Annotated in this window: 13 protein-coding genes; 7 read left to right on the top strand and 6 right to left on the bottom strand. The window is 63.4% G+C overall.

Features of this window, described 5'->3' with window-relative positions:
* Positions 1–127: 127 nt before the first annotated feature.
* The 3 genes from QF118_RS02790 (at position 128) to QF118_RS02780 (ending at position 3,277) form a co-directional block, all read left to right on the top strand.
* Positions 128–1,135, top strand: coding sequence for an EpsG family protein (locus QF118_RS02790; protein WP_282301128.1), 1,008 nt, complete (start codon positions 128–130; stop codon positions 1,133–1,135).
* 1 nt (position 1,136) lies between these two features.
* Positions 1,137–2,252 carry a glycosyltransferase family 4 protein gene (locus QF118_RS02785; RefSeq protein WP_282301127.1) on the top strand — a complete coding sequence of 372 codons (1,116 nt, stop codon included), beginning with the start codon at positions 1,137–1,139 and terminating at the stop codon, positions 2,250–2,252.
* A 359-nt stretch (positions 2,253–2,611) separates the two neighbouring features.
* Entirely contained in the window at positions 2,612–3,277 is a 666-nt protein-coding gene (locus QF118_RS02780; protein WP_282301125.1) for a sugar transferase, read from the top strand.
* Positions 3,278–3,860: 583 nt separating this feature from the next.
* Here the strand turns inward: QF118_RS02780 and QF118_RS02775 are convergent.
* From QF118_RS02775 to QF118_RS02755, 5 genes are all read right to left on the bottom strand, one after another.
* On the bottom strand, positions 3,861–5,231 hold the full coding sequence (locus tag QF118_RS02775) for a polysaccharide biosynthesis/export family protein (protein ID WP_282301124.1): 1,371 nt from the start codon (positions 5,229–5,231) through the stop codon (positions 3,861–3,863).
* 147 nt (positions 5,232–5,378) lie between these two features.
* Positions 5,379–5,633, bottom strand: a complete 255-nt coding sequence (locus QF118_RS02770) for a hypothetical protein (RefSeq protein WP_282301123.1) — start codon at positions 5,631–5,633, stop codon at positions 5,379–5,381.
* Between the two features lie 113 nt (positions 5,634–5,746).
* Positions 5,747–6,406: a YjbF family lipoprotein gene (locus tag QF118_RS02765; RefSeq protein ID WP_282301122.1), complete on the bottom strand. Its 660-nt coding sequence runs from the start codon at positions 6,404–6,406 to the stop codon at positions 5,747–5,749.
* On the bottom strand, positions 6,403–8,550 hold the full coding sequence (locus QF118_RS02760) for a YjbH domain-containing protein (protein WP_282301121.1): 2,148 nt from the start codon (positions 8,548–8,550) through the stop codon (positions 6,403–6,405). Before QF118_RS02760 ends, QF118_RS02765 begins: the two co-directional genes overlap by 4 nt.
* 191 nt (positions 8,551–8,741) lie before the next feature.
* Positions 8,742–10,037: a S8 family serine peptidase gene (locus QF118_RS02755; protein WP_282301120.1), complete on the bottom strand. Its 1,296-nt coding sequence runs from the start codon at positions 10,035–10,037 to the stop codon at positions 8,742–8,744.
* A gap of 70 nt (positions 10,038–10,107) precedes the next feature.
* Here QF118_RS02755 and QF118_RS02750 point away from each other — a divergent pair, with 70 nt between their 5' ends.
* Positions 10,108–11,271, top strand: a complete 1,164-nt coding sequence (locus QF118_RS02750; RefSeq protein WP_282301119.1) for a helix-turn-helix transcriptional regulator — start codon at positions 10,108–10,110, stop codon at positions 11,269–11,271.
* On the opposite strand, the gene QF118_RS02745 is transcribed toward QF118_RS02750, so the two are convergent.
* Positions 11,263–13,215 carry a di-heme-cytochrome C peroxidase gene (locus QF118_RS02745; protein ID WP_282301118.1) on the bottom strand — a complete coding sequence of 651 codons (1,953 nt, stop codon included), beginning with the start codon at positions 13,213–13,215 and terminating at the stop codon, positions 11,263–11,265. The genes QF118_RS02750 and QF118_RS02745 overlap by 9 nt on opposite strands.
* A gap of 51 nt (positions 13,216–13,266) precedes the next feature.
* Here QF118_RS02745 and QF118_RS02740 point away from each other — a divergent pair, with 51 nt between their 5' ends.
* The 3 genes from QF118_RS02740 (at position 13,267) to QF118_RS02730 (ending at position 17,674) form a co-directional block, all read left to right on the top strand.
* Positions 13,267–14,583: a hypothetical protein gene (locus QF118_RS02740; protein WP_282301117.1), complete on the top strand. Its 1,317-nt coding sequence runs from the start codon at positions 13,267–13,269 to the stop codon at positions 14,581–14,583.
* The gene (locus QF118_RS02735) at positions 14,580–15,428 is read left to right on the top strand and encodes a hypothetical protein (RefSeq protein WP_282301116.1); all 849 of its coding nucleotides are present in this window, start codon (positions 14,580–14,582) and stop codon (positions 15,426–15,428) included. The genes QF118_RS02740 and QF118_RS02735 overlap by 4 nt, the downstream gene beginning before the upstream one ends.
* A gap of 377 nt (positions 15,429–15,805) precedes the next feature.
* On the top strand, positions 15,806–17,674 hold the full coding sequence (locus QF118_RS02730; RefSeq protein WP_282301115.1) for an NHL repeat-containing protein: 1,869 nt from the start codon (positions 15,806–15,808) through the stop codon (positions 17,672–17,674).
* Positions 17,675–17,724: the final 50 nt, after the last annotated feature.

Here is a 17,724-nt window from a genome sequence, read left to right as displayed (position 1 = left end):
GGACTTGGAATACGGCAGGCATCACGCAAGGATACCCCCGGTCACACCGGCCACATCGCAAGAAGGCGCAGACAGACCCGTGTTACCTTATGTCATAGTCGGGATGGTTCCGTATTTCGCGGGCGTCATGTCGGCCATAGGACGGCGAACAACCCTGTTCAGCTGGATTGCCATGGTGCTGTTCACCATAGTGCTGTCGGTGTTCATCGGGCTGCGCTTTGAGGTCGGCAAGGACTGGCATCAATACGTCTATCTGTACGACCTGCTTGGCAGCATGTCCCTTGGCGAAGCATTGATGACCACGGATTCAGGCTATGCCCTGATGAACTGGATTTTCGGCCAGCAGGACATGGGGCCGAATTCCGTCTTTCTGGTCTGCGCCATTATCCTGTCGGTGGGCATCTTCCTCTTTGCCAAGGAAACGCCCTATCCCTGGATGGCGATTGCGGTAGCGATCCCCCATATCGTCACCGTGATGGCCATGGACCACGTGCGGCAGGCGACGGCTGTCGGCTTTATCCTGATCGGTCTGGCCTATCTGGCGCGCGACCGAGTTTGGCCGTTTCTGATCTGTGTTCTGCTTGGGGCGATGTTCCACCGCACCTCGATCATCGTCTTTGCCTTTGGCATGGTGCTGATCTCGAAGAACAAGTTCCTGATCTACCCGATCTTTGCCGCAGCGGGCGCGGTGATGTTCCAGTCGCTGCTGTCGGACCGGCTGGACCTGTATTCGTCGCGCTACATCGAATCCGAGTTCTACGGTTCGCGCGGCGCCCTGTTGCGGTTGTTGCTGAACGCCATGCCGGCGGTGGGCTTTTTGGTCTTTCGCAAACGCATGGTGATGAACCCCAAGTACCTAAAGGTCATGACCTACATGGCCTGGACGTCGATCCTGCTGGTGGTCATCCTGCCGCTGTCGCCGTCACCGGTGATCATCGACCGGCTGGGCAAGTACTTCTTGCCGGTGCAAATGCTGTTCTTTCCATACTTCCTGTCGATTTTCCGGGGCTACGGCGTGCGTTGCGCAATCGCCGCGGTCATGACGTTTTACCTGTTCTTCACGCAGGTCTATTGGCTTTCCAAAAGCCCTTTGGCACAGGACTACTGGATGCCTTATCAAAATTTGAGTTTCTGAAATGCATATTCTTCTGCTGGCCAACTCCAGCTTCAAGCTGGTCAATTTTCGCGCCGGGCTTATTCAACGGTTGCTTGAAGAGGGGCACCAACTGACCGCCGTGGCCCCCCGCGACGCCCATTCCGACCAGTTGGAAGCCTGGGGCCTGCGCTATGTCGATCTGCCGATGAACGCGACGGGCACCTCGCCGATCAAGGAGCTGGGGTTGCTGCTGCGCATTGCCCGGATCATCCGGCGCGAACGCCCCGACGCGATCCTTGGCTACACGATCAAGCCGAACATCTATGGCGCCCTATCGGCGCGCCTGACCGGCATTCCCTTTTTGCCCAACGTGACCGGCCTCGGCACCGCCTTCGATCACGACGGTTTTTTCTCGCGGTTGATCAAGACGCTGTATCGCGCTGCCTTTCGGCGTTGCCCGCGCGTGTTCCTGCAAAACCCCGAAGACCGCGACGTGTTCCTGCATGCCGGGTTGATCGCCCCGGAGCAGGCGTTCCTGCTGCCCGGTTCGGGTGTCGACCTAAAGGCGTTTTCCACAGAGCCGCTTCCGGGCAAAGGCGGGCAGCAGACCTTTCTTCTGGTTGCCCGGATGCTGCGCGAAAAGGGCGTGATCGAATTTGTCGAGGCCGCGCGCAAGGTCGCCAAGACCCATCCGCAGGCGCGCTTTCTTCTTCTTGGTCCGTTCGGAGAGGGCAAGGCCGGCGGGCTTGAGCGGGATGAAATCGCCGCGCTGACCGCCGATGGCGTCGTTGAGCACCTGGGCGCGGTCAAGGACGTGCGCCCGGCGCTGTCCCAGGCCGATTGCGTCGTCTTGCCGTCCTATTACCGCGAAGGCACCCCGCGGTCGCTGCTCGAGGCCGCCGCCAAGGGCCGCCCGATCATCACGACCCACATGCCCGGCTGCAAGGACGTGGTCGAACCGGGCAAGAACGGATACCTGGTCAATCCCCGCGATTCCGACTCGTTGGCCGAGGCAATGACCCAGTTCCTGGACCTGGACGATGACGCCCGTGTCGAAATGGGCAAGGCATCCAGAAGCCGGATGGAAACCCGATTCGACGAACAGATCGTGATCGACGCCTATCTTGAGGCGCTGACCCTGCCTCTCCACAAATAGCGGTGCCTTGACCAAGGGGATTTTCGTCGGCCCAGAGGTTAGCGACGCTGCAACGCGGCATTGGACTGTTGCCGAAGCGTCACTTTGGGGGTGTTTGCCATACCGATTAGATGGACATGACGCCACTAGGCGTCACCCCCAGAGTCGCCCTTGCGGGCGAAATGCAATCGATAAGTCATTGATAATATTTGTTTAAAAAAACTTTACCAATGCGTCTTGGCCGCCTTATGCTTGCCACAGTTATTAAGAATTTGTTAATTGACACCAAATCACGTCATGCACTAAACCATAGCTGAATTTCCGGGGTTCCCGGTATCCGTTTTCTGAGTCCAAAACAGTAATTTCCACTGGGGGTAGATTTGTTTGATCTTACCATTACCGAAGACAACGCCGGCGTAGCGTCGGGTCGTCTTCATCGTGAAACTACCGCAACATCGGGTCGCGCATTTCGGATTTTCAAGCGCGCTTTCGATATCCTTGGCGGTCTTCTTCTTTTGCCGATTTTCCTTATTTCCTGTCTCGTCATTCTTGCGCTGAACCCGTTCTACAACAAAGGGTCGCTGTTCTTCGTTCAGCCCCGGATGGGCAAGGATTGCAAAAGCTTCAATGCCATCAAATTCCGCAGCATGACCGCCGCCGCGCAGATCAAGCGCGCCGCGGACGAGCCGCTGGAAACCGATCGCATCACCCGTCTGGGCAAGTTCATGCGCAAATCGCGCGTCGACGAACTGCCCCAGGTGATTAACGTCCTGCGCGGCGAAATGAGCCTGATCGGCCCCCGCCCCGACTATTACGAACATGCGATCGAGTATCTGCGGATGGTTCCGGGTTACCGCGAACGTCATTGCGTGCGTCCGGGCATCAGCGGTCTGGCGCAGACCGAGTTGGGTTACATCGAAGGCATCGACGCCACCAAACGCAAAGTCGCGGCCGACCTCTACTACATCAAGAACATGAGCGTCGCGCTCGAGCTTTGGATCTTTTGGCGCACCATTCGCATTGTCGCGGTGCGCGGCGGATCCTGATCGTCTAACGATCTGACATACAGTTTGACGAAACCCCCAGGGCCAGCCCCTGGGGGTTTCTTTTTGTGCGGTGGCTATTGCTTGGACCCTGCGCAATCAGGCTTGAAACCGGGCCATCCCTGCGCGATTTTCTACGCTCTACGCTCTACGCTCTACGCTCTACGCTCTACGCTCTACGCTCTACGCTCTACGCTCTACGCTCTACGCTCTACGCTCTACGCTCTACGCTCTACGCTCTACGCTCTACGCTCTACGCTCTACGCTCTACGCTCTACGCTCTACGCTCTACGCTCTACGCTCTACGCTCTACGCTCTACGCTCTACGCTCTACGCTCTACGCTCCACGCTCCACGCTCCACGCTCCACGCTCTACGCTCCACCCCGGTGCATATGGATCGGCCTCTGTCGTGCAGGGGGCAGGTCAGGCGATTGCGTGATCTGGGGGCGCATGTCGGGCATCAAACATCCCCTACACCCGTCACCCTTGGGCGCTGTGGCGGACAAGAAAAACCCGCCCGAACCCATGTGGGCCGGACGGACGGGTGATGGTTGCGCTTTGGCGGCGGGTCGCCCCGCCCCGGCGTCACTGGATCGCGGCTGTTGCGGCCGTGGTGATCAGCGACGGGGTGATCTGACGGATCACGCGGCCCCAGCGGGTTACCGGCTGTTCAGCGACAAAGACCACATCGTTCGGACGCAGTTCGAACCGTGTCGCCAGCATGAAGTTGGTTGCATCCCGTGCATCCAGTTGCCAGGCCGTGACCGCGCCGAATTCACGCGGGTCGGGCGATCCGCGCAGGACATAGATCTCGCGGACGTTGCCCGTTTCGGTGGGAATGCCGGCGTTGCTGTAAAGGGCATCCGCCAGCGACGCGTTCTTGCCAAAGGGCAGGGGATAGCGCGCCTGCTTGGCCACTTCGCCCGCCAGATAGACATAGTCACGCTCGACCGAATCCAGCTCTAGCCGGGTCAGATAGTTTTCGCGCGCTTCGGACAGGTTGCCGCGGCGGATGTTCACCTCGGTCTGAAGTTCGTCCAGGGCATTGATCCGCGCGCGCTGCTTGAATTCGGCAAGGCGGATCTGCTCTTCGAAATAGGCCTGGGCGCGGTCCAGTTCGTATTCGGTATCGACAAAGACGCTATCGCCATCGACCAGCAGGATCTTGCTCAGCCCGCGGCTGGAATAGAGTTCGGTCAGCGGAATCTGGTAAAGCGTGCCTTCGCGGTAGATCCGGACCGAAGCATAGTCCTGATCCTGGGCCTGAATGCCGCCTGCCGCGGCCAGCGCTTCGTCAAGGTAAAGCGGCGTCAGGGAAATCGGCGCAACGGTCGGTTTCGCCACCGCCCCCCCGATCGAAACGCGGCGGGCGTTGAACTCGGCCACTTCCAGGCTGAATTCGGGATTGATCTGGTTTTCGACCAAGCGCTGGAACAGCTCGGCCTCGGCCTCGTCCAGGGTGTTGCCGGCGACCTGCACCCGGCCGACGTTGGGGATCGCGATCGCGCCATCGTCCTGAACGGTATAGCCCTGGCGCGAATTCGATGCTGCCAGAAGGCCGCTAAGCTGTTCGATCGTGGTGCCGCCGCTGGGCGTTGCCAGCAGCAGAACGTCGCCAACCCCGATACGGTAGGGGCGCGGCTGGATGTCCGGGGGCAGACGGGTTTCCATCGCAACCGGCTTGCGGGTCTGATCGACCACGGGGCTGGGCGTCACGCCCGCTCCGCGCACGCCGCTGCCATAGCCCGACGTCTGGAAAAAGACCGACGGCAGGGTCTTGGGGCGATAGGATGACCGATTGGCCGCAAGCACCGTTTCAGGCGTCATGCGCACTACGCGCACCTTGGTGTCACCGTCCCTGAGGGGGTTCACCTTGGGCGAGTTGTAGCCAATCTCGCAGCCACCCAGAAAAACGACAGCGCCAGCAAGAAGCGCCTTGAATGTGTGTCTGATCATCTTTGCCCCACTGCTTCGGGCGCCCGCTCTGATTGGCTGGCCCCTTGAAATGCACATTATATCAATACTGAGTCGAAAACAAAAAAGACGAGCCAGTATCTGGCCCGTCTTTCCAAATTGTTGCTTTCAGAGCAATCTCTGAACGGGCTATTGGTTCCCGCCAGTGGTCTGTGGCGACGAGCTGCCCGAACCGCCACCTGCGACGGCTGCGCCGATCAGGACAACGGCACCCAGTGCCAGCGCCGGAGCCAGTGCGCCAGCGGCGGACGAGGCAGACGCCGCGGCCAGAACGCCACAGTCTTCGTCATTGCTGTTTTCGCAATCGTTGGACTGCGCGTAGGCGGCGGTGGAAAGGAACAAAGCGCTTGCAGCGATTGCAGCGGTAAAGTTGAATTTGGTCATATCGTTTACTCCCACGAAATTTAACGATTCATTAATACACTCGGCCTGCCGAAACAAGCATTCAGAACTGAAATATGCCGCAAGTTGGCGAAAAACAGCACCATGCACGCATCTTAGTCATCAAGACGCTCTGATACCATGAAGCCGACCTTGGGTCCAATCCATTGTCGCGCCTTGCGAACGCGTCCATCCTGCCCGATCCAATAGCGATTCTCAAAGGTCAGATCGGGCCCGGCGCAGGATTCGTCGATGCGGATGGCCGGGATGTCCCCGACGGCGGTGCGCGCGGGTTCGCCGCCGCGATTGGTGTAATCGCAGATGAAGGCGGCCACCTGAACGGTGTCTTCTCCATCCAGATAGCGATGAATGCGGGTCGCGCGCGGCGCGCCGTTGTACAGGCCGGCCAGGACTTCGGCGATGTCGGCGGTCATCAGGTCGCCGCCAAGGCCGCGCGTTGCCACCACGATACCGCGGTTCAGGCTGACCGACACGCCGTCCGGGCTTAGCCAGGTTTCGACGCCGCCATTGTTGCCCAGTTGCGTCGCCAGCGCCTGCGCCTTGCGGTCAGGCAATTCGATCAACAGGATCGGCTTGCCCTCGGCGGCGACATTGGCGCGGGTGACGATCTTGCGCAGGTCCTGCGGTTCGGCCTTGCCCGCCTTCAGCCGGGCCAGCCCGCTGGACAGAAGGTTGGTTTCCGAGGAGGAGGAGCAGCCGACAAGCGCCAGCGCCAAAAGCGTTGCGCCAGCCGCGCGGGAAATCAGGCGTCTCATCTCCAGAACCGCCCCCATTGCTGTTGCAGCCCCGGGCGGTGATAGTCCCGCACGCTTTCATACAGCCGGTCGTCGACGATCAACCGGGCGCCGCCATCGCGCTGCACCGGGCGCACCGTGCGGCTGATCACCTGGGTCGAGGACCGCCCGGTGATGGCCGAAAGCGGCACTTCGAACCGGATGCCCTTGTCAAACGAACCTTCGCCGAAATCTGCAAAGGGAACATCGGTCAATGTCGCAAAGGCGCCGATCTTGATCCCGTTGTCGAACCGCCGGTCGATCCCCACGGTCGCCCCCCAGTCCCCGGCAAGATAGCGCCCGACGTCCAATTGATAGTCGAACCCGTTCGCTGCCTCGTAATAGGCCGAGGCATGGCCGGTCACGACTCCATAGCTTTGGAACCCAAGGCGTTGGTTGAAATCGCGCTGCTGGGCATAGTTCAGCTCCAGCCCCAGCGCGAGACGGCTGTTCACCGGTTTCCACAGCACCTCGCCCGAGATGCCGCCATACATGCTTTCGAAATAACCAAGGCTCACGCGTCCATAGACGTCCTTGGCGGGCCGGAAATAATGCGCGGCGGTCAGGTTGGTCAGGGCAATCTGGCTGTCCTTGGCATAAAGCCCCGCGTCCGACCGGACATGCCGGATGACCGAGTTCGAGACCGGCAAATCCTCGTCGCTGCCGCTCAGGCGGCCACGGACCATGCCGCCCAGCACAAAGCCCGGCGCGGGTTCATAGCGCGCGGTTGCCTGCATGCCGTATTCCAGGCGGATCGGGCTTCGCGGATCGAAATAGGTGGCGCTGACATAGGGGCCCAGCCGCCAGTCGAATTTCGGAAAGGTGCCTTCGGGAAAGGCCAGAGTGCGGTCCACCGGAAAGGCATCGGACAGCTGCGCCCGGGCAAAACTTTGCCATGCGCCGTCGGGGGCGTGCTCAAGCTCTTCCAGATCGCTGCGGTTGATCGTCACCTGCGCGGCTGGCAACCCGTTTTCACTGACCGGGATCAGCACGATGCGTTCGATCGAATCGGGCAGGATCTGCGTCAGGATTCGCGAGGCCCGCCCCAGCGCCTGCGCCGCCGAGCTTTGCCGCCCGGTGCGGAACCGCACGGTGGCTACGCGCGCCTCGGTGCTCATCGCCTCCAGCATCATGCCTTCGGCGTCGAACAGGGTCTTGGCGCTGGCGCGGATGGCCTTGGGGCGGTCGGCGTCGGTGGTCCAGCCCAGTTGCGCGGCCGAGCCGGCGGGCCGGGCGCGAACCGGAACCGGGGCGCTGTCGATGCCACCGGGATAGCGGCCCGGAGTCTTTGGATTGAACACATAGGACAGCTGCACGCCGACGGTCGTGCCGTGGAGATAAGCCAGCTTGGCATCCAGGCCCCAGCGGGTCTTGTAATTGATGCCAAAGTTGAACGGGGACTGGTGGTCGAAATCGACAAAGGCGGTTTCGCGGTCGTACTGGTCCGACGAATATTCCGCCGACAGCACAAGACGGTCGTTCACCGCGTATTGCAGCCCGCCAAAGATCCCCATGTCGCCGCGGAACCAATGCGCCGTGCGCAACTGGCCCGAGGCAACGGCAGTGCGCCCGGGGCGTGTTTTCATGTCGTCGCTGAGGATCCCCAGCGGGTTGGTGAAACCATTGTACGACCCAAAGCGTCCCCATCCGACACCGGCGGTCGCCCGCAGCTGGCCAAAGGTCTTGGTGGCTGTGATGTATTCGCCCGAATAGACACCGGTACCCCAGATGTCCTGCAGGCCGATGGTGATCGCCGGCCGGTTGCGGGTTTCTTCGGTCAGGTGATAGCGGAAATCGAAACTGCGGTCGAAGCGGTCGTCATAGGGGCCGATGCCTGTGTTCAGGTCATAGTCCTTCAGAACCGCATAGCGAAACACCCCCGACAGGCGCGGCGTGATCTGGAAATACAGCGTGTTGCGGTTGGACTTGCCGACGACCGCTGCGCTGAACACAAGGTCGGCGTCCCGCATCGGGTGGGCGGTGGGCATGTCGATCAGCCCCGGCACCCCCATGAACCCAAGGCTGGGCCGATCCCAGACAGAATTCTGCTGGGCCTCTGCGGCACCGGTCGTCACGACAACCGCGAGACCCGCCAACCCGGCCAATCTGTTCAGAATACTGCCCACAAAATGCCTCCTGAAACGCGGCGAAAAGGCCGACCCGGGCCTGCCCGGAAACTACAAATCATTTGGGTCTTATTGAACCATCTGCCCTCAAGATGAAACAACATCTTGTGCTTTTCCCGGGCCGCGTGCCCCCAAATCCACAGGGCGGGCAGGCCTGTTTGCGGTTTCAAGGGCTTGCCTGCCGCGGCAAGTTACGGATCGGGGCAAAGTTCGGCCACTTGGGCGGGTAGATCGCTCAGCACAAAGCGCAGGGTCTCGCCGGTCAGCGCGCCGGTCGAAACCTGCTTTGCCTCTTGGCGCAGGGCGTCGGGGATGGTGTCGGGGGCCTGCCCTTGCGCCAGCAGTTCGGCCACCAGCCCGGTGACAAAGGGCGCGGCCATCGACGTGCCGGACATTTGCCGCAACCCGCAGACATCCCGGATCGAGGCCGAGGTCACCGCCTCTCCCGGGGCATACAGATCGACGCCCGCCCCGGCGTTGCTGAAACTGGACAGTTGACCATCGGTCACAGAGCCGACCGTGATGACGCCGGGGATATTGGCCGGGGTGAACTGCGCTACGTCCTGTGACGCATTGCCCGCCGCAACCACCACCACGGCCCCGCTGTCCATCAGCCGCGTCACGGCGATGGCAAGCGGATCGATCCCGCCGGGATGTTTGCGCGTCAGGCTCATGTTAACAACGGCGGGGGCGCCGCGCGGCTGGGACATGACCCAGTCGATGCCCTTGATGACCGTGGCCACATCGCCGCCGCCAAAGGCATCCATCACTTTCACCGAAATCAGCCGCGCCTTGTCGCTGACGCCCAGCACGTGCCCGGCGATCCGGGCGGCGACATGGGTTCCGTGCCCGGAACAGTCCTCGGCCGCGATGCCGTTGTCAAAGGTGGTAAAGCCCGCCGCCGCGACACGCCCCTGCAAAGACCTGTGCCCGGCGCGAATGCCGGTGTCCAGAAGGTAGACATCGACCGCCGCCGTGACGTTTTGCGACGGTGTGACCGGGGTTGCGGTTGCCGCGGCATCGCCCGACCCGGCAACATAGATGCGGCCATTTTCGACCAGTTGGACACCGCTGGCGCGCAGGGCGTCACGCTGGCCGTCGTCCAGCCGCGCGGCAAAGCCGGTCAGCGCCAGATCATAGCGGTACAGAACCTGATCCGCCGCGATCCCCAACACCTCGGGGGCCTGATCGGTCAGCAACAGGTATTCCTGCGGGACGACCGCCGTCAAAACGCTGTCGGGCAGGATCAGCGGCGCATCCGACAGTCCAAGGATGGCCCAGGCGTGCGCCTCTTCCTGCGCGCCCAGCTTTTCGATCAGGGCGCCGACGTCACCCTGCGCGGGGGCCGCACGGCAGGATTGCCCTTCGGCCAACAGCGCTTCGAGCTGGGCAATGCGCGCCCTCAGCAGGGCATTTTCGGCCCGCAGGTCGGCGTCCTGCGCCGCTGCGGTGTTCGTCCATAGGCAGAGCGCCAGTAACGTCAACATTCTCATAGGTTTTTCCCGTTGAGCGAACGGGCGAAAGCCACGTAAGGTGAACCAGGTCTTGGGGACAAGCATGGCTGACGATCACCGTCTGATACAAGCGATTTACGACACGGCCCTGCGTCAGGACGCTTTGCCCGATGTTCTGCAAGATCTGTGCACCCGTGTCGGGGCCTTTGGCGCGATGATCTTTGACTGCACCACGCAGGACGGTCGCCGGCAAGTGGGTCTGCAACATCTGTCCAGCGCCTATGACCCTGACTTCGTGCAGGCCTATGTCGAGGCCTACAACGACCAGGAAGTCGCTGATCAGGATCGGCTGGCCGATCTGTCCTCGACCGGAAACGAAATCAACCTGATCCACGACAAGGCGCTGTATCGCGGCGGCACCCAGCCCGGGCCGAACGTGGCGGCCATGTTGCGGCGCGGCGTGTCCGACCGCTATGGCGCGCTTTTGTCCAAGGAAAGCTGGAACACCGACCGCTTTGCCTTTCAGTTCTGGAAGAATACGCCGCTGCCCTCGTCGGATCAGATCGTCTGGGCCGAAGCCATGCTGTCCCATCTGGCCAAGGCCCTGTCGATGGGGCGCGCCGTGCGCCGGGCCCGGGTGCTGGAAACCGCGCTGGACAGTTTTCTGGACAGCCTGCGCATGGGCATCGCGGTGATCGGCCCGTCGGGTCAGGTGATCTTTGCCAATACCGAAATGCTGCGCATCGTGCAGGACAGGCAGGAACTGTCGATCAACCGTGCGGGCAACCTGATCTGCGCCGACGGTGCGCAGCAGCCCAAACTGCACGCATTGCTGTCGCGCGACGACGTGCATGGCCGCCACGGCGCGCGCCCCCGCAACGAGGCCGTGCTTTTCCCGGATCCCGACAGCCCGGGCGAGGCCGCGCTTTTTGTCGAGGTCTGCCCGCTGGACAACCATCCCGAGCTGGACAAATTCGGCGCGGGCACGCGGTTGGTCACGGTGCTGGACGGGTCGGCCAGCCAGCAGATCGACGCCCAGGCCGTGGCGCGCTATTTCCCCCTGTCCAAGGCCGAGATCGCCTTGTTGGGGTTGCTGGGCGACGGGCTGTCCAACGCAGAAATCGCCGCCCACCGGGCGCGATCGGTCGAAACCATCAATTCCCAGATCAAATCGGTGCTGCGCAAGACCGGGACGCGCAACCGCACCGAACTGGTCAAGGTCGCGATGGGCCTGACCGCCACCGCGCCCAGCCGCCCGCTAAAGTGACTTCAGATAGGTCAGCAGCGCCGCGCGGTCACCTGCGCAGGTCTGCCCCTGCGGATCGGTGAAACAGGCAACCGAGGCCGGCATGTCATGCCCGCCGTTGTCGTTGCCCGGAATGGCCTGGCCATCGTCATCGTGGCTGCGGAACCGCGATACCGGCCCCTGCCCCAAGGGCGCGCCAAGGCCAACACGGTCCGGATCAAAGCGCACGGCACCGGTGGTGAATTCCCTGGGGCGCTGGTCGGGCGGCAACAGCAGGTCGGCCAGGCTGGGAACCGATCCATTGTGCAAGAAGGGCGCGGTGGCCCAGATGCCGTTCAGCGGACGCGCCTTGTATTCCGGCACGGCCCCGGCCTTGCGCAGCAGCTCGGCGCATAGCGCGCGGGCCTGCGGCACGCTGGTGGCGCCATGGGTGCCGGGCGTTGGTGTGAAATCGCTGTTCTGCGGATCGACCCCGGTCGTATCCGGGGGGCCCCACAGCGCCTGGGCAAAGCTGTCGGCCATCGCGCGGGCCTCGGCCTGCAGGTCTTCTTTTTGCAGGTCTGCCAGCTCTCCTCGTTTTTCGAAGATCAGGCGCAGCGCCAGTTCCTCGATCAGGCGCAGGGTCGTCACGTCGGGGGCGAATTTCTGCAAGGATACGGCCTGTGGCAGCGCGCCCTTGCTCAGTTTGCGGAACGCGCCAAAGCTGTCGTCCAGTTCGCCAAAGGCCCCGGCCCAGGTGGTGTGGGTCAGCGCGTTGCAGGCCATCATCGGATCGGTCTGAAGCCCCGCTCCCTGCGGATCACGCAGATCGAACAGCGGCACCATCCGGGTCACCGGGCCCTGCGTTGCGGTGCTGGCATCCTCGATCACGGTTTGCAGGTCGTCGCGGTCCATCAGGCTGTGACAGCTTGCGCAGTTTTCCGCATAAAGCGCGGCGCCATGGTCGAACAGCGCAGGATCAGCCTGCGGGTCACCCCAGGCCTGCGGCCATGCCGGGCTTTTCAGCGTTGCCAGGCTGCGTTCAAGCCGGACCAGGTTGGCCATGCGGATCGAACTTGTGACATTGGGGTAACTGCCCCAGTCGTCCATCGCCTCCGAGGTCAGGCGCACCTCGGCAAAGACGCCCAGCACTTCGGCGACGTTGCGCACCACGGCGCCCATCTCGATGGATTTGACCAGGCCGATGTCCAGCAGCTTCCAGGCCGACCCGTTCCACTGCACCCGGCGCATCTGCGGGGCGTTCCAGACATGGGGAAAGGACACCGGCGCACTGGCCGCCGGCAGCAGGGTTCCGGCGCGGGTGTCCGACAGGCTGGCGGCCGTGTTCAGGATCACGGCGACGGCATCGGTGCGCCCGTGGCCCCAGTCCCTGCCGGCCTCGATGCTTTGCTGTACCTTGTTGAACCGTTCCAGCCAGGCCAGGACATCCTGTTGCAAATCCAGCGCTTCGGACGCCCGATGGTCGTCGCCCAGAACATCCCGGGCGAACCCCGTCCAGACCGGCCCCGGCTGCGGTCCGCCATCGCGGTAAAGCGCCAGCATCGCGCCGAACAGGTCCCGCATATAGCTTTGCAGATCAAGGTCCGAGGGCGCGCCATCCACCACGAAGCGCTGGTTGCCATCGTCCAGAACCGCCGTGTGACAGGCGGCGCAGTTCAGCCCCAGCGCATCGCCCGCCGCGACATCGCGGTCCACGACAAAGCCCATCGGCCGCCCGGTGTCGGGGCAAAGATGCGTGGCATAGCGGCCCTGCACCTCGGGGCTGTCAAAGCGCGCGCCGTCCGGCAGGCGGATCGCCTGATACCAGGGCATCGGGATCAGCCGGGACCCCTGGCTGGTTTCGTACCAGGTTTCCTTGTCGGCTTGGGGCCAGTCCTGTTTCAGCGGATCGCCATAGGCGTCGGTCCAACAGGCCAGTGCCGGGACAGGCAACAGGCAAAGCAGCGTGAAGGCAAAGATACGCATTGTTTGGACCGGCCTTTCAGGTCAGGGTAAAGCGATGTTAAAGCTTGCCAAATGACCCGCGCCCTGTCCAGTTTTGCAGGCATTTGCCTGTCGCTTCTTTCCTTTTCCGCTGGCGCCGAGGGGCTGAACCCCTGTCCCGGGCTGGATCTGTCATGGCAGTGCGAAGGCGGTCAGCCCGTGGCCCGCGCCACGCGCAATGCGCGCGACGATGCCGGCCTGCCCTACAGGGTGCTGAGCGGGGGGCAGTTGTTGTCGCTGCCGGTGACACGGCAAAGCCTGAATCTGACCGGGGCAGGGCCGGTGACCGTGGTTGGCCTGCCTAAGGGCGAAGGCCCCTGCTGTCTGTCGCAGCGCAGCCTGCCGCCCGCACCGCCCGATCTGTGCATCGCGCCGCCCCCGGGTGATCCTGGCCGCGAAACGCCCGCATCTGATCCGCGCCCTGCACCCGAACGCCAGTTCGATTTCGCCGCCGCGATCGAAGCCGTTACCGCCTGTCCGTCCGGCGCTGCCGGTCATCTGTGCCGGGGCAGCCTGATGGTCAGCCGTCTGTCGGGGGCGCCTGAACAGCGGGTGATCCCGATCACGCTGACGGCCACCGGGGCCCGCGATCTGACCCTGACCCTGTCTGGCGCCGCCAGTTGCAACGCGGCGGGGCAGGGCGCGCTGTTCTGCCAGTTGATCGAAGGGGTCAGCGGGCGCTTTGACTTGCCGATGACGGTGCAGGCCGGCCCGTCCTTTGACGACCGCAAGGTGCAGCTTTGCGCCGATCTTGCCGCGCCGGGCGATCCGCGCCAGCAGCTGTTTCTTGTCCAGACCGCCCTGACCGGGCTTGGCCTTGATCCTGGTCCGATCGACGGCGCCGAAGGGCCAAGAACCCTGGCCGCTGCCGCGCAATTTGCCGGCCAGTTCGGGCTAAAGGATCTGCGTTCGGCCCGCGATCCACGGCTGTTGGCGATCCTCGGGCTGGGGGGCTTTGATGATGCGCAGGCCGGGAACAACCGCGCCTGCACCGATGTCCTTCTGCCCAGGGCCAAGCGCCCGTCCTGCCAGCCTGCCACCACCGTCGCCAGCAGCGATGGCTGCGCCTGCCGCTATGCGCGCATGATCCGCACCGGCGCGACCTCTTGCGCCTGCGTCGAGGGCTATCGCCTTGTGCCCGGGCGCGGCTGCGTCGAACGGCTGGGGGGCAGTTCGGGCGGCGGACCGGTGAAACCGGATGATCCGCCCCCGGCGCAATGCGATGCGGCCAGCACGGTGAAACGCAACGGCGCCTGTGTGTGCCGGTATGGCGACATGGTGCAGGTCAATGCCAGCGCCTGCCAGTGCCGCAGCGGTCAGCCGCCCATTCCCGGGCGGGGCTGTCCATGATCTGGGCCTTGCGCATACTGGCCGCGCTGGCGCTGGCCGCCGCCGCCCTGTCCTGGGCCGCCAATCGCCAGCCGCTGGAGCGCGATACCATCGCCATGCTGACCGACCGGCTGATGGAGTTCGGCGCGGTGGATTTCGTCCACGATGGTTACTTGGGACCCGAGGCCGCGCTGTTTGCCTGCGTGACTGCGGGCCAGACATTGAACACTGAACAAAGCGCCCGATACCGCATCGCCTATCAGGGATTCCTGCTGGACAAGCAGCGGCTGTTCTCCGCGCTGGATGCCGATCTGCAGCTGCGTCAGGACCAGGGCATGACCCTGCCCAACAACGTTGGCGGGCAGGGCATCGCCGGGCTGCACGACCATCACGACGCCTCGGCCCGCGCCAATCTTGAGGATATCGCGCAGTCCCTTGTGCGGCTGGAAACGGCGGCTTTTACGACCCGTACCTTGCTGGCGAATGACATCTACAAGGATCTGACCGATCTGATGGTGCATATGGCCCCTGCGGTGCATTCCGTGGGGTTGATCCCGCCCGATCCGATGCCGCAAGACCTGCCAGACACGCTTTCGGGACCCTTCGCACGCTTTTACGCCGGGATGAAGGCGGCCCAGGGCATGGCGGTGAACAGCGCGGGCTATTGGTCGGCGCTGGACGACGCCCAATCGGGATATGCCGATCTGATCGCGGCGGTGCAAAGCCGCCTGCGCGCCCGCAATGGCAGCCTCTTGCACATGATGTCCGGCAACTGGCTGTCGCTGCAAACCGTGGCGCCGGTTCTGGGCGTGGACAGCCCGTCGACACAGCGCCGCCGCCAGGGCGGCCCTTGCCGCAGCGGCTGACCCGAGGGGGGATCAGCCCGGAAATCCCGGCGCAAATGGGCGCTGGCACGACATTAACTGCGGTTTTTCACCCGGTCTGGTGATTTTGTCGCCACCCGGCCTCTGCCTATGCTGGGGAAGCCTTTTTTCACAGAAGGGGTATTTTGATGCCTGTTGTTCGACACTGTCTTGCCCTTGGGGCAGGAATTTTCGCAAGTCTTGTCGGGGCCGAGGCCCCGGCCCAAGTCCAGTGGATCCTGCCTTCGGCGGTGCAGTCCCCTGCCGAACAGGCCCGGCCGGTCACCCGTGAGGAGTGGATATTACCCACTCGGCCGGCCATTGTGAGGGACGCAGCGGGGCGGGAACGTCTTGCCCGATCGGACCGTCCCTCGGTCCCCTTGTTTGATCACGGCACCGTGGTCACCAGCGGCTTTAGCGGCTTTGTCACCAAGACACCGCTGGTGCGCGCGGGTGATCCACCGCCGGATCTGGCCGCGCCGCGCTATCGCTATCTTGATCCCAACGGGACGGTGGCGGCGCTGTTGGGCGCCGATGCGCTGGGCCGCAGTTTCGACGGAACCGAAATCACCCGAAGCCCCTATGACCGCATCCTTGCGCGCGATGTCGGGCAGGTCTTTGGGCTGGCCATCGACGATGAGGAATTCCGCAACCTCTACCTGACCGCAAGTTCCGCCTATGGGCTGAACATCATCGGGCCGGATCGCGACAACGACACCTTGCCCGACCGGCTTGTTCGGGGCCAACCCGAAGCGCGCTGGATGGCGGGGCAATGGGGCAACCACGGCAGCGCCGGACCGGGCAGCGTCTGGAAGGTGGACGGTGAAACCGGGCAGATCAGCATGCTGACCAACATCACGCTTGACGGTGCGGACAACACCGGGCCGGGGCTGGGCAATATCGCCTTTGACCCGGACCACAACCAGTTGTTCGTCTCTGACCTGCAAACCGGGATGATCCACCGGCTGGACCTGGATGGCCGCGATCTGGAGCAGTTCGACCACGGCGCCGGACTGGACAGCCCCGAACCCCACGATCCGTCCCTTGTGGTCGAAATCACCGACAGGGGCTTTGATACCGAAGACCCCGAAAGCTGGGGCTTTGCCGATCCCGCGCGCCGCGTCTGGGGTTTGGCCAAGCACGGCGGGCGGCTGTACTATGCCGTGGCCGACGGACCCGAGGTCTGGTCCGTGGGCATTGACGATCGCACCGGTGCCTTTGTCGATGACGCCCGGTGGGAGCTGACGGTGAAAAACGGCTTTGGCAGCGGTGAGATCACCGACATGGTCTTTGCCGGTGACGGCGCGATGGTGCTGGCACGCCGGGGCGAACGCATTGGCGCCTTTGACCACGAAGCCCTGACCAAGCCCCGCCGCGCCACCGTTCTGCGCTATGTCTTTGAAGATCCCGAAGATCCCGATACGCCCTCGGTCTGGGTCGAGCAGCCGCAGATCTACCCCGTGGGTTTTGGCGCCCAGGGCGAAAAGGCGCTGGGCGGGGTCGATGTTGGCCCCGGCTATGACGATCGCGGTGACTGGAGCAGTGATTTCTGCGGTGCCACGCTTTGGACCACGGGCGAAAGGCTGCGCGACGACGCGCCCTTGTCCCGCGCCCTGCAGCCGGGCGGCGCGCTTGAGATCGACGGCCTTCAGGCGCAGCCGGTGCTGTTGAACAGCGCGGGCAACCGCCCGCCATGGCAAAGCTTTTTCGCGGATTATGACCGCATCTATGACGGCCCTCGGGTCAGCGGCCATGTCGGCGACGTCGAGGTTGTCGGCTGTCGCGGCCAGGGCGGCCATGGCGAAGATTATGTCAGCTATGACGAGATCGGCGATGATTACGGCTATGGCGACGACGATGACGGCAACGGGGGTGGCGGCGGGTCCTGCCTTGCGCCGCCTTGCGGGAAAAAACCGCCCGCCTGCCTGACCACCCAGCTTTTGGCGCGGTGCAATCCGGCCTCGGGCGAATACGAAGTGGTCGGTATCTTTGACGACAAGCACGGGCAAGGGCTGGACCGGCTCAAGATCGACGATCCTTCGGGCCAGATCAGCACCCTGCCGACCGAGCAAAGCCTGCTTGCGCCTTTCTCGGCCTCGCTTGGGGCCATGGTGGCGGGGCAACGGGGGCAACTGAATCTGTGTGCCTTCAACGAAGCCGAACGCGACAGCGGTCAGCCCTATGCCTGCTGCAACGCCACAGTCGAAATCACAACGCCCGACGCGGCCTGCGAGAAGGAGGCAGAATGATGTTTGCCCATAACCTGAACAAGATTGGCGCCCTTGTGCTGGCGCTCATC

The organism is Tropicibacter oceani (assembly GCF_029958925.1).
In the GTDB taxonomy this organism is placed as follows: Bacteria; Pseudomonadota; Alphaproteobacteria; order Rhodobacterales; family Rhodobacteraceae; genus Pacificoceanicola; species Pacificoceanicola oceani.
Note: the sequence above shows the minus strand (reverse complement) of the source record. Positions and strands in the feature narration are given on the sequence as shown.

What these genes read in the sequence shown, in the direction of transcription:
- QF118_RS02750 (WP_282301119.1), top strand. Translation starts at nt 10,108, where the DNA reads ATGGCTGACGATCACCGTCTGATACAAGCGATTTACGACACGGCCCTG.
- QF118_RS02755 (WP_282301120.1), bottom strand. Translation starts at nt 10,037, where the DNA reads ATGTTGACGTTACTGGCGCTCTGCCTATGGACGAACACCGCAGCGGCG.
- QF118_RS02740 (WP_282301117.1), top strand. Translation starts at nt 13,267, where the DNA reads ATGACCCGCGCCCTGTCCAGTTTTGCAGGCATTTGCCTGTCGCTTCTT.
- QF118_RS02735 (WP_282301116.1), top strand. Translation starts at nt 14,580, where the DNA reads ATGATCTGGGCCTTGCGCATACTGGCCGCGCTGGCGCTGGCCGCCGCC.
- QF118_RS02765 (WP_282301122.1), bottom strand. Translation starts at nt 6,406, where the DNA reads ATGAGACGCCTGATTTCCCGCGCGGCTGGCGCAACGCTTTTGGCGCTG.
- QF118_RS02785 (WP_282301127.1), top strand. Translation starts at nt 1,137, where the DNA reads ATGCATATTCTTCTGCTGGCCAACTCCAGCTTCAAGCTGGTCAATTTT.
- QF118_RS02770 (WP_282301123.1), bottom strand. Translation starts at nt 5,633, where the DNA reads ATGACCAAATTCAACTTTACCGCTGCAATCGCTGCAAGCGCTTTGTTC.
- QF118_RS02745 (WP_282301118.1), bottom strand. Translation starts at nt 13,215, where the DNA reads ATGCGTATCTTTGCCTTCACGCTGCTTTGCCTGTTGCCTGTCCCGGCA.
- QF118_RS02790 (WP_282301128.1), top strand. Translation starts at nt 128, where the DNA reads ATGTCGGCCATAGGACGGCGAACAACCCTGTTCAGCTGGATTGCCATG.
- QF118_RS02775 (WP_282301124.1), bottom strand. Translation starts at nt 5,231, where the DNA reads ATGATCAGACACACATTCAAGGCGCTTCTTGCTGGCGCTGTCGTTTTT.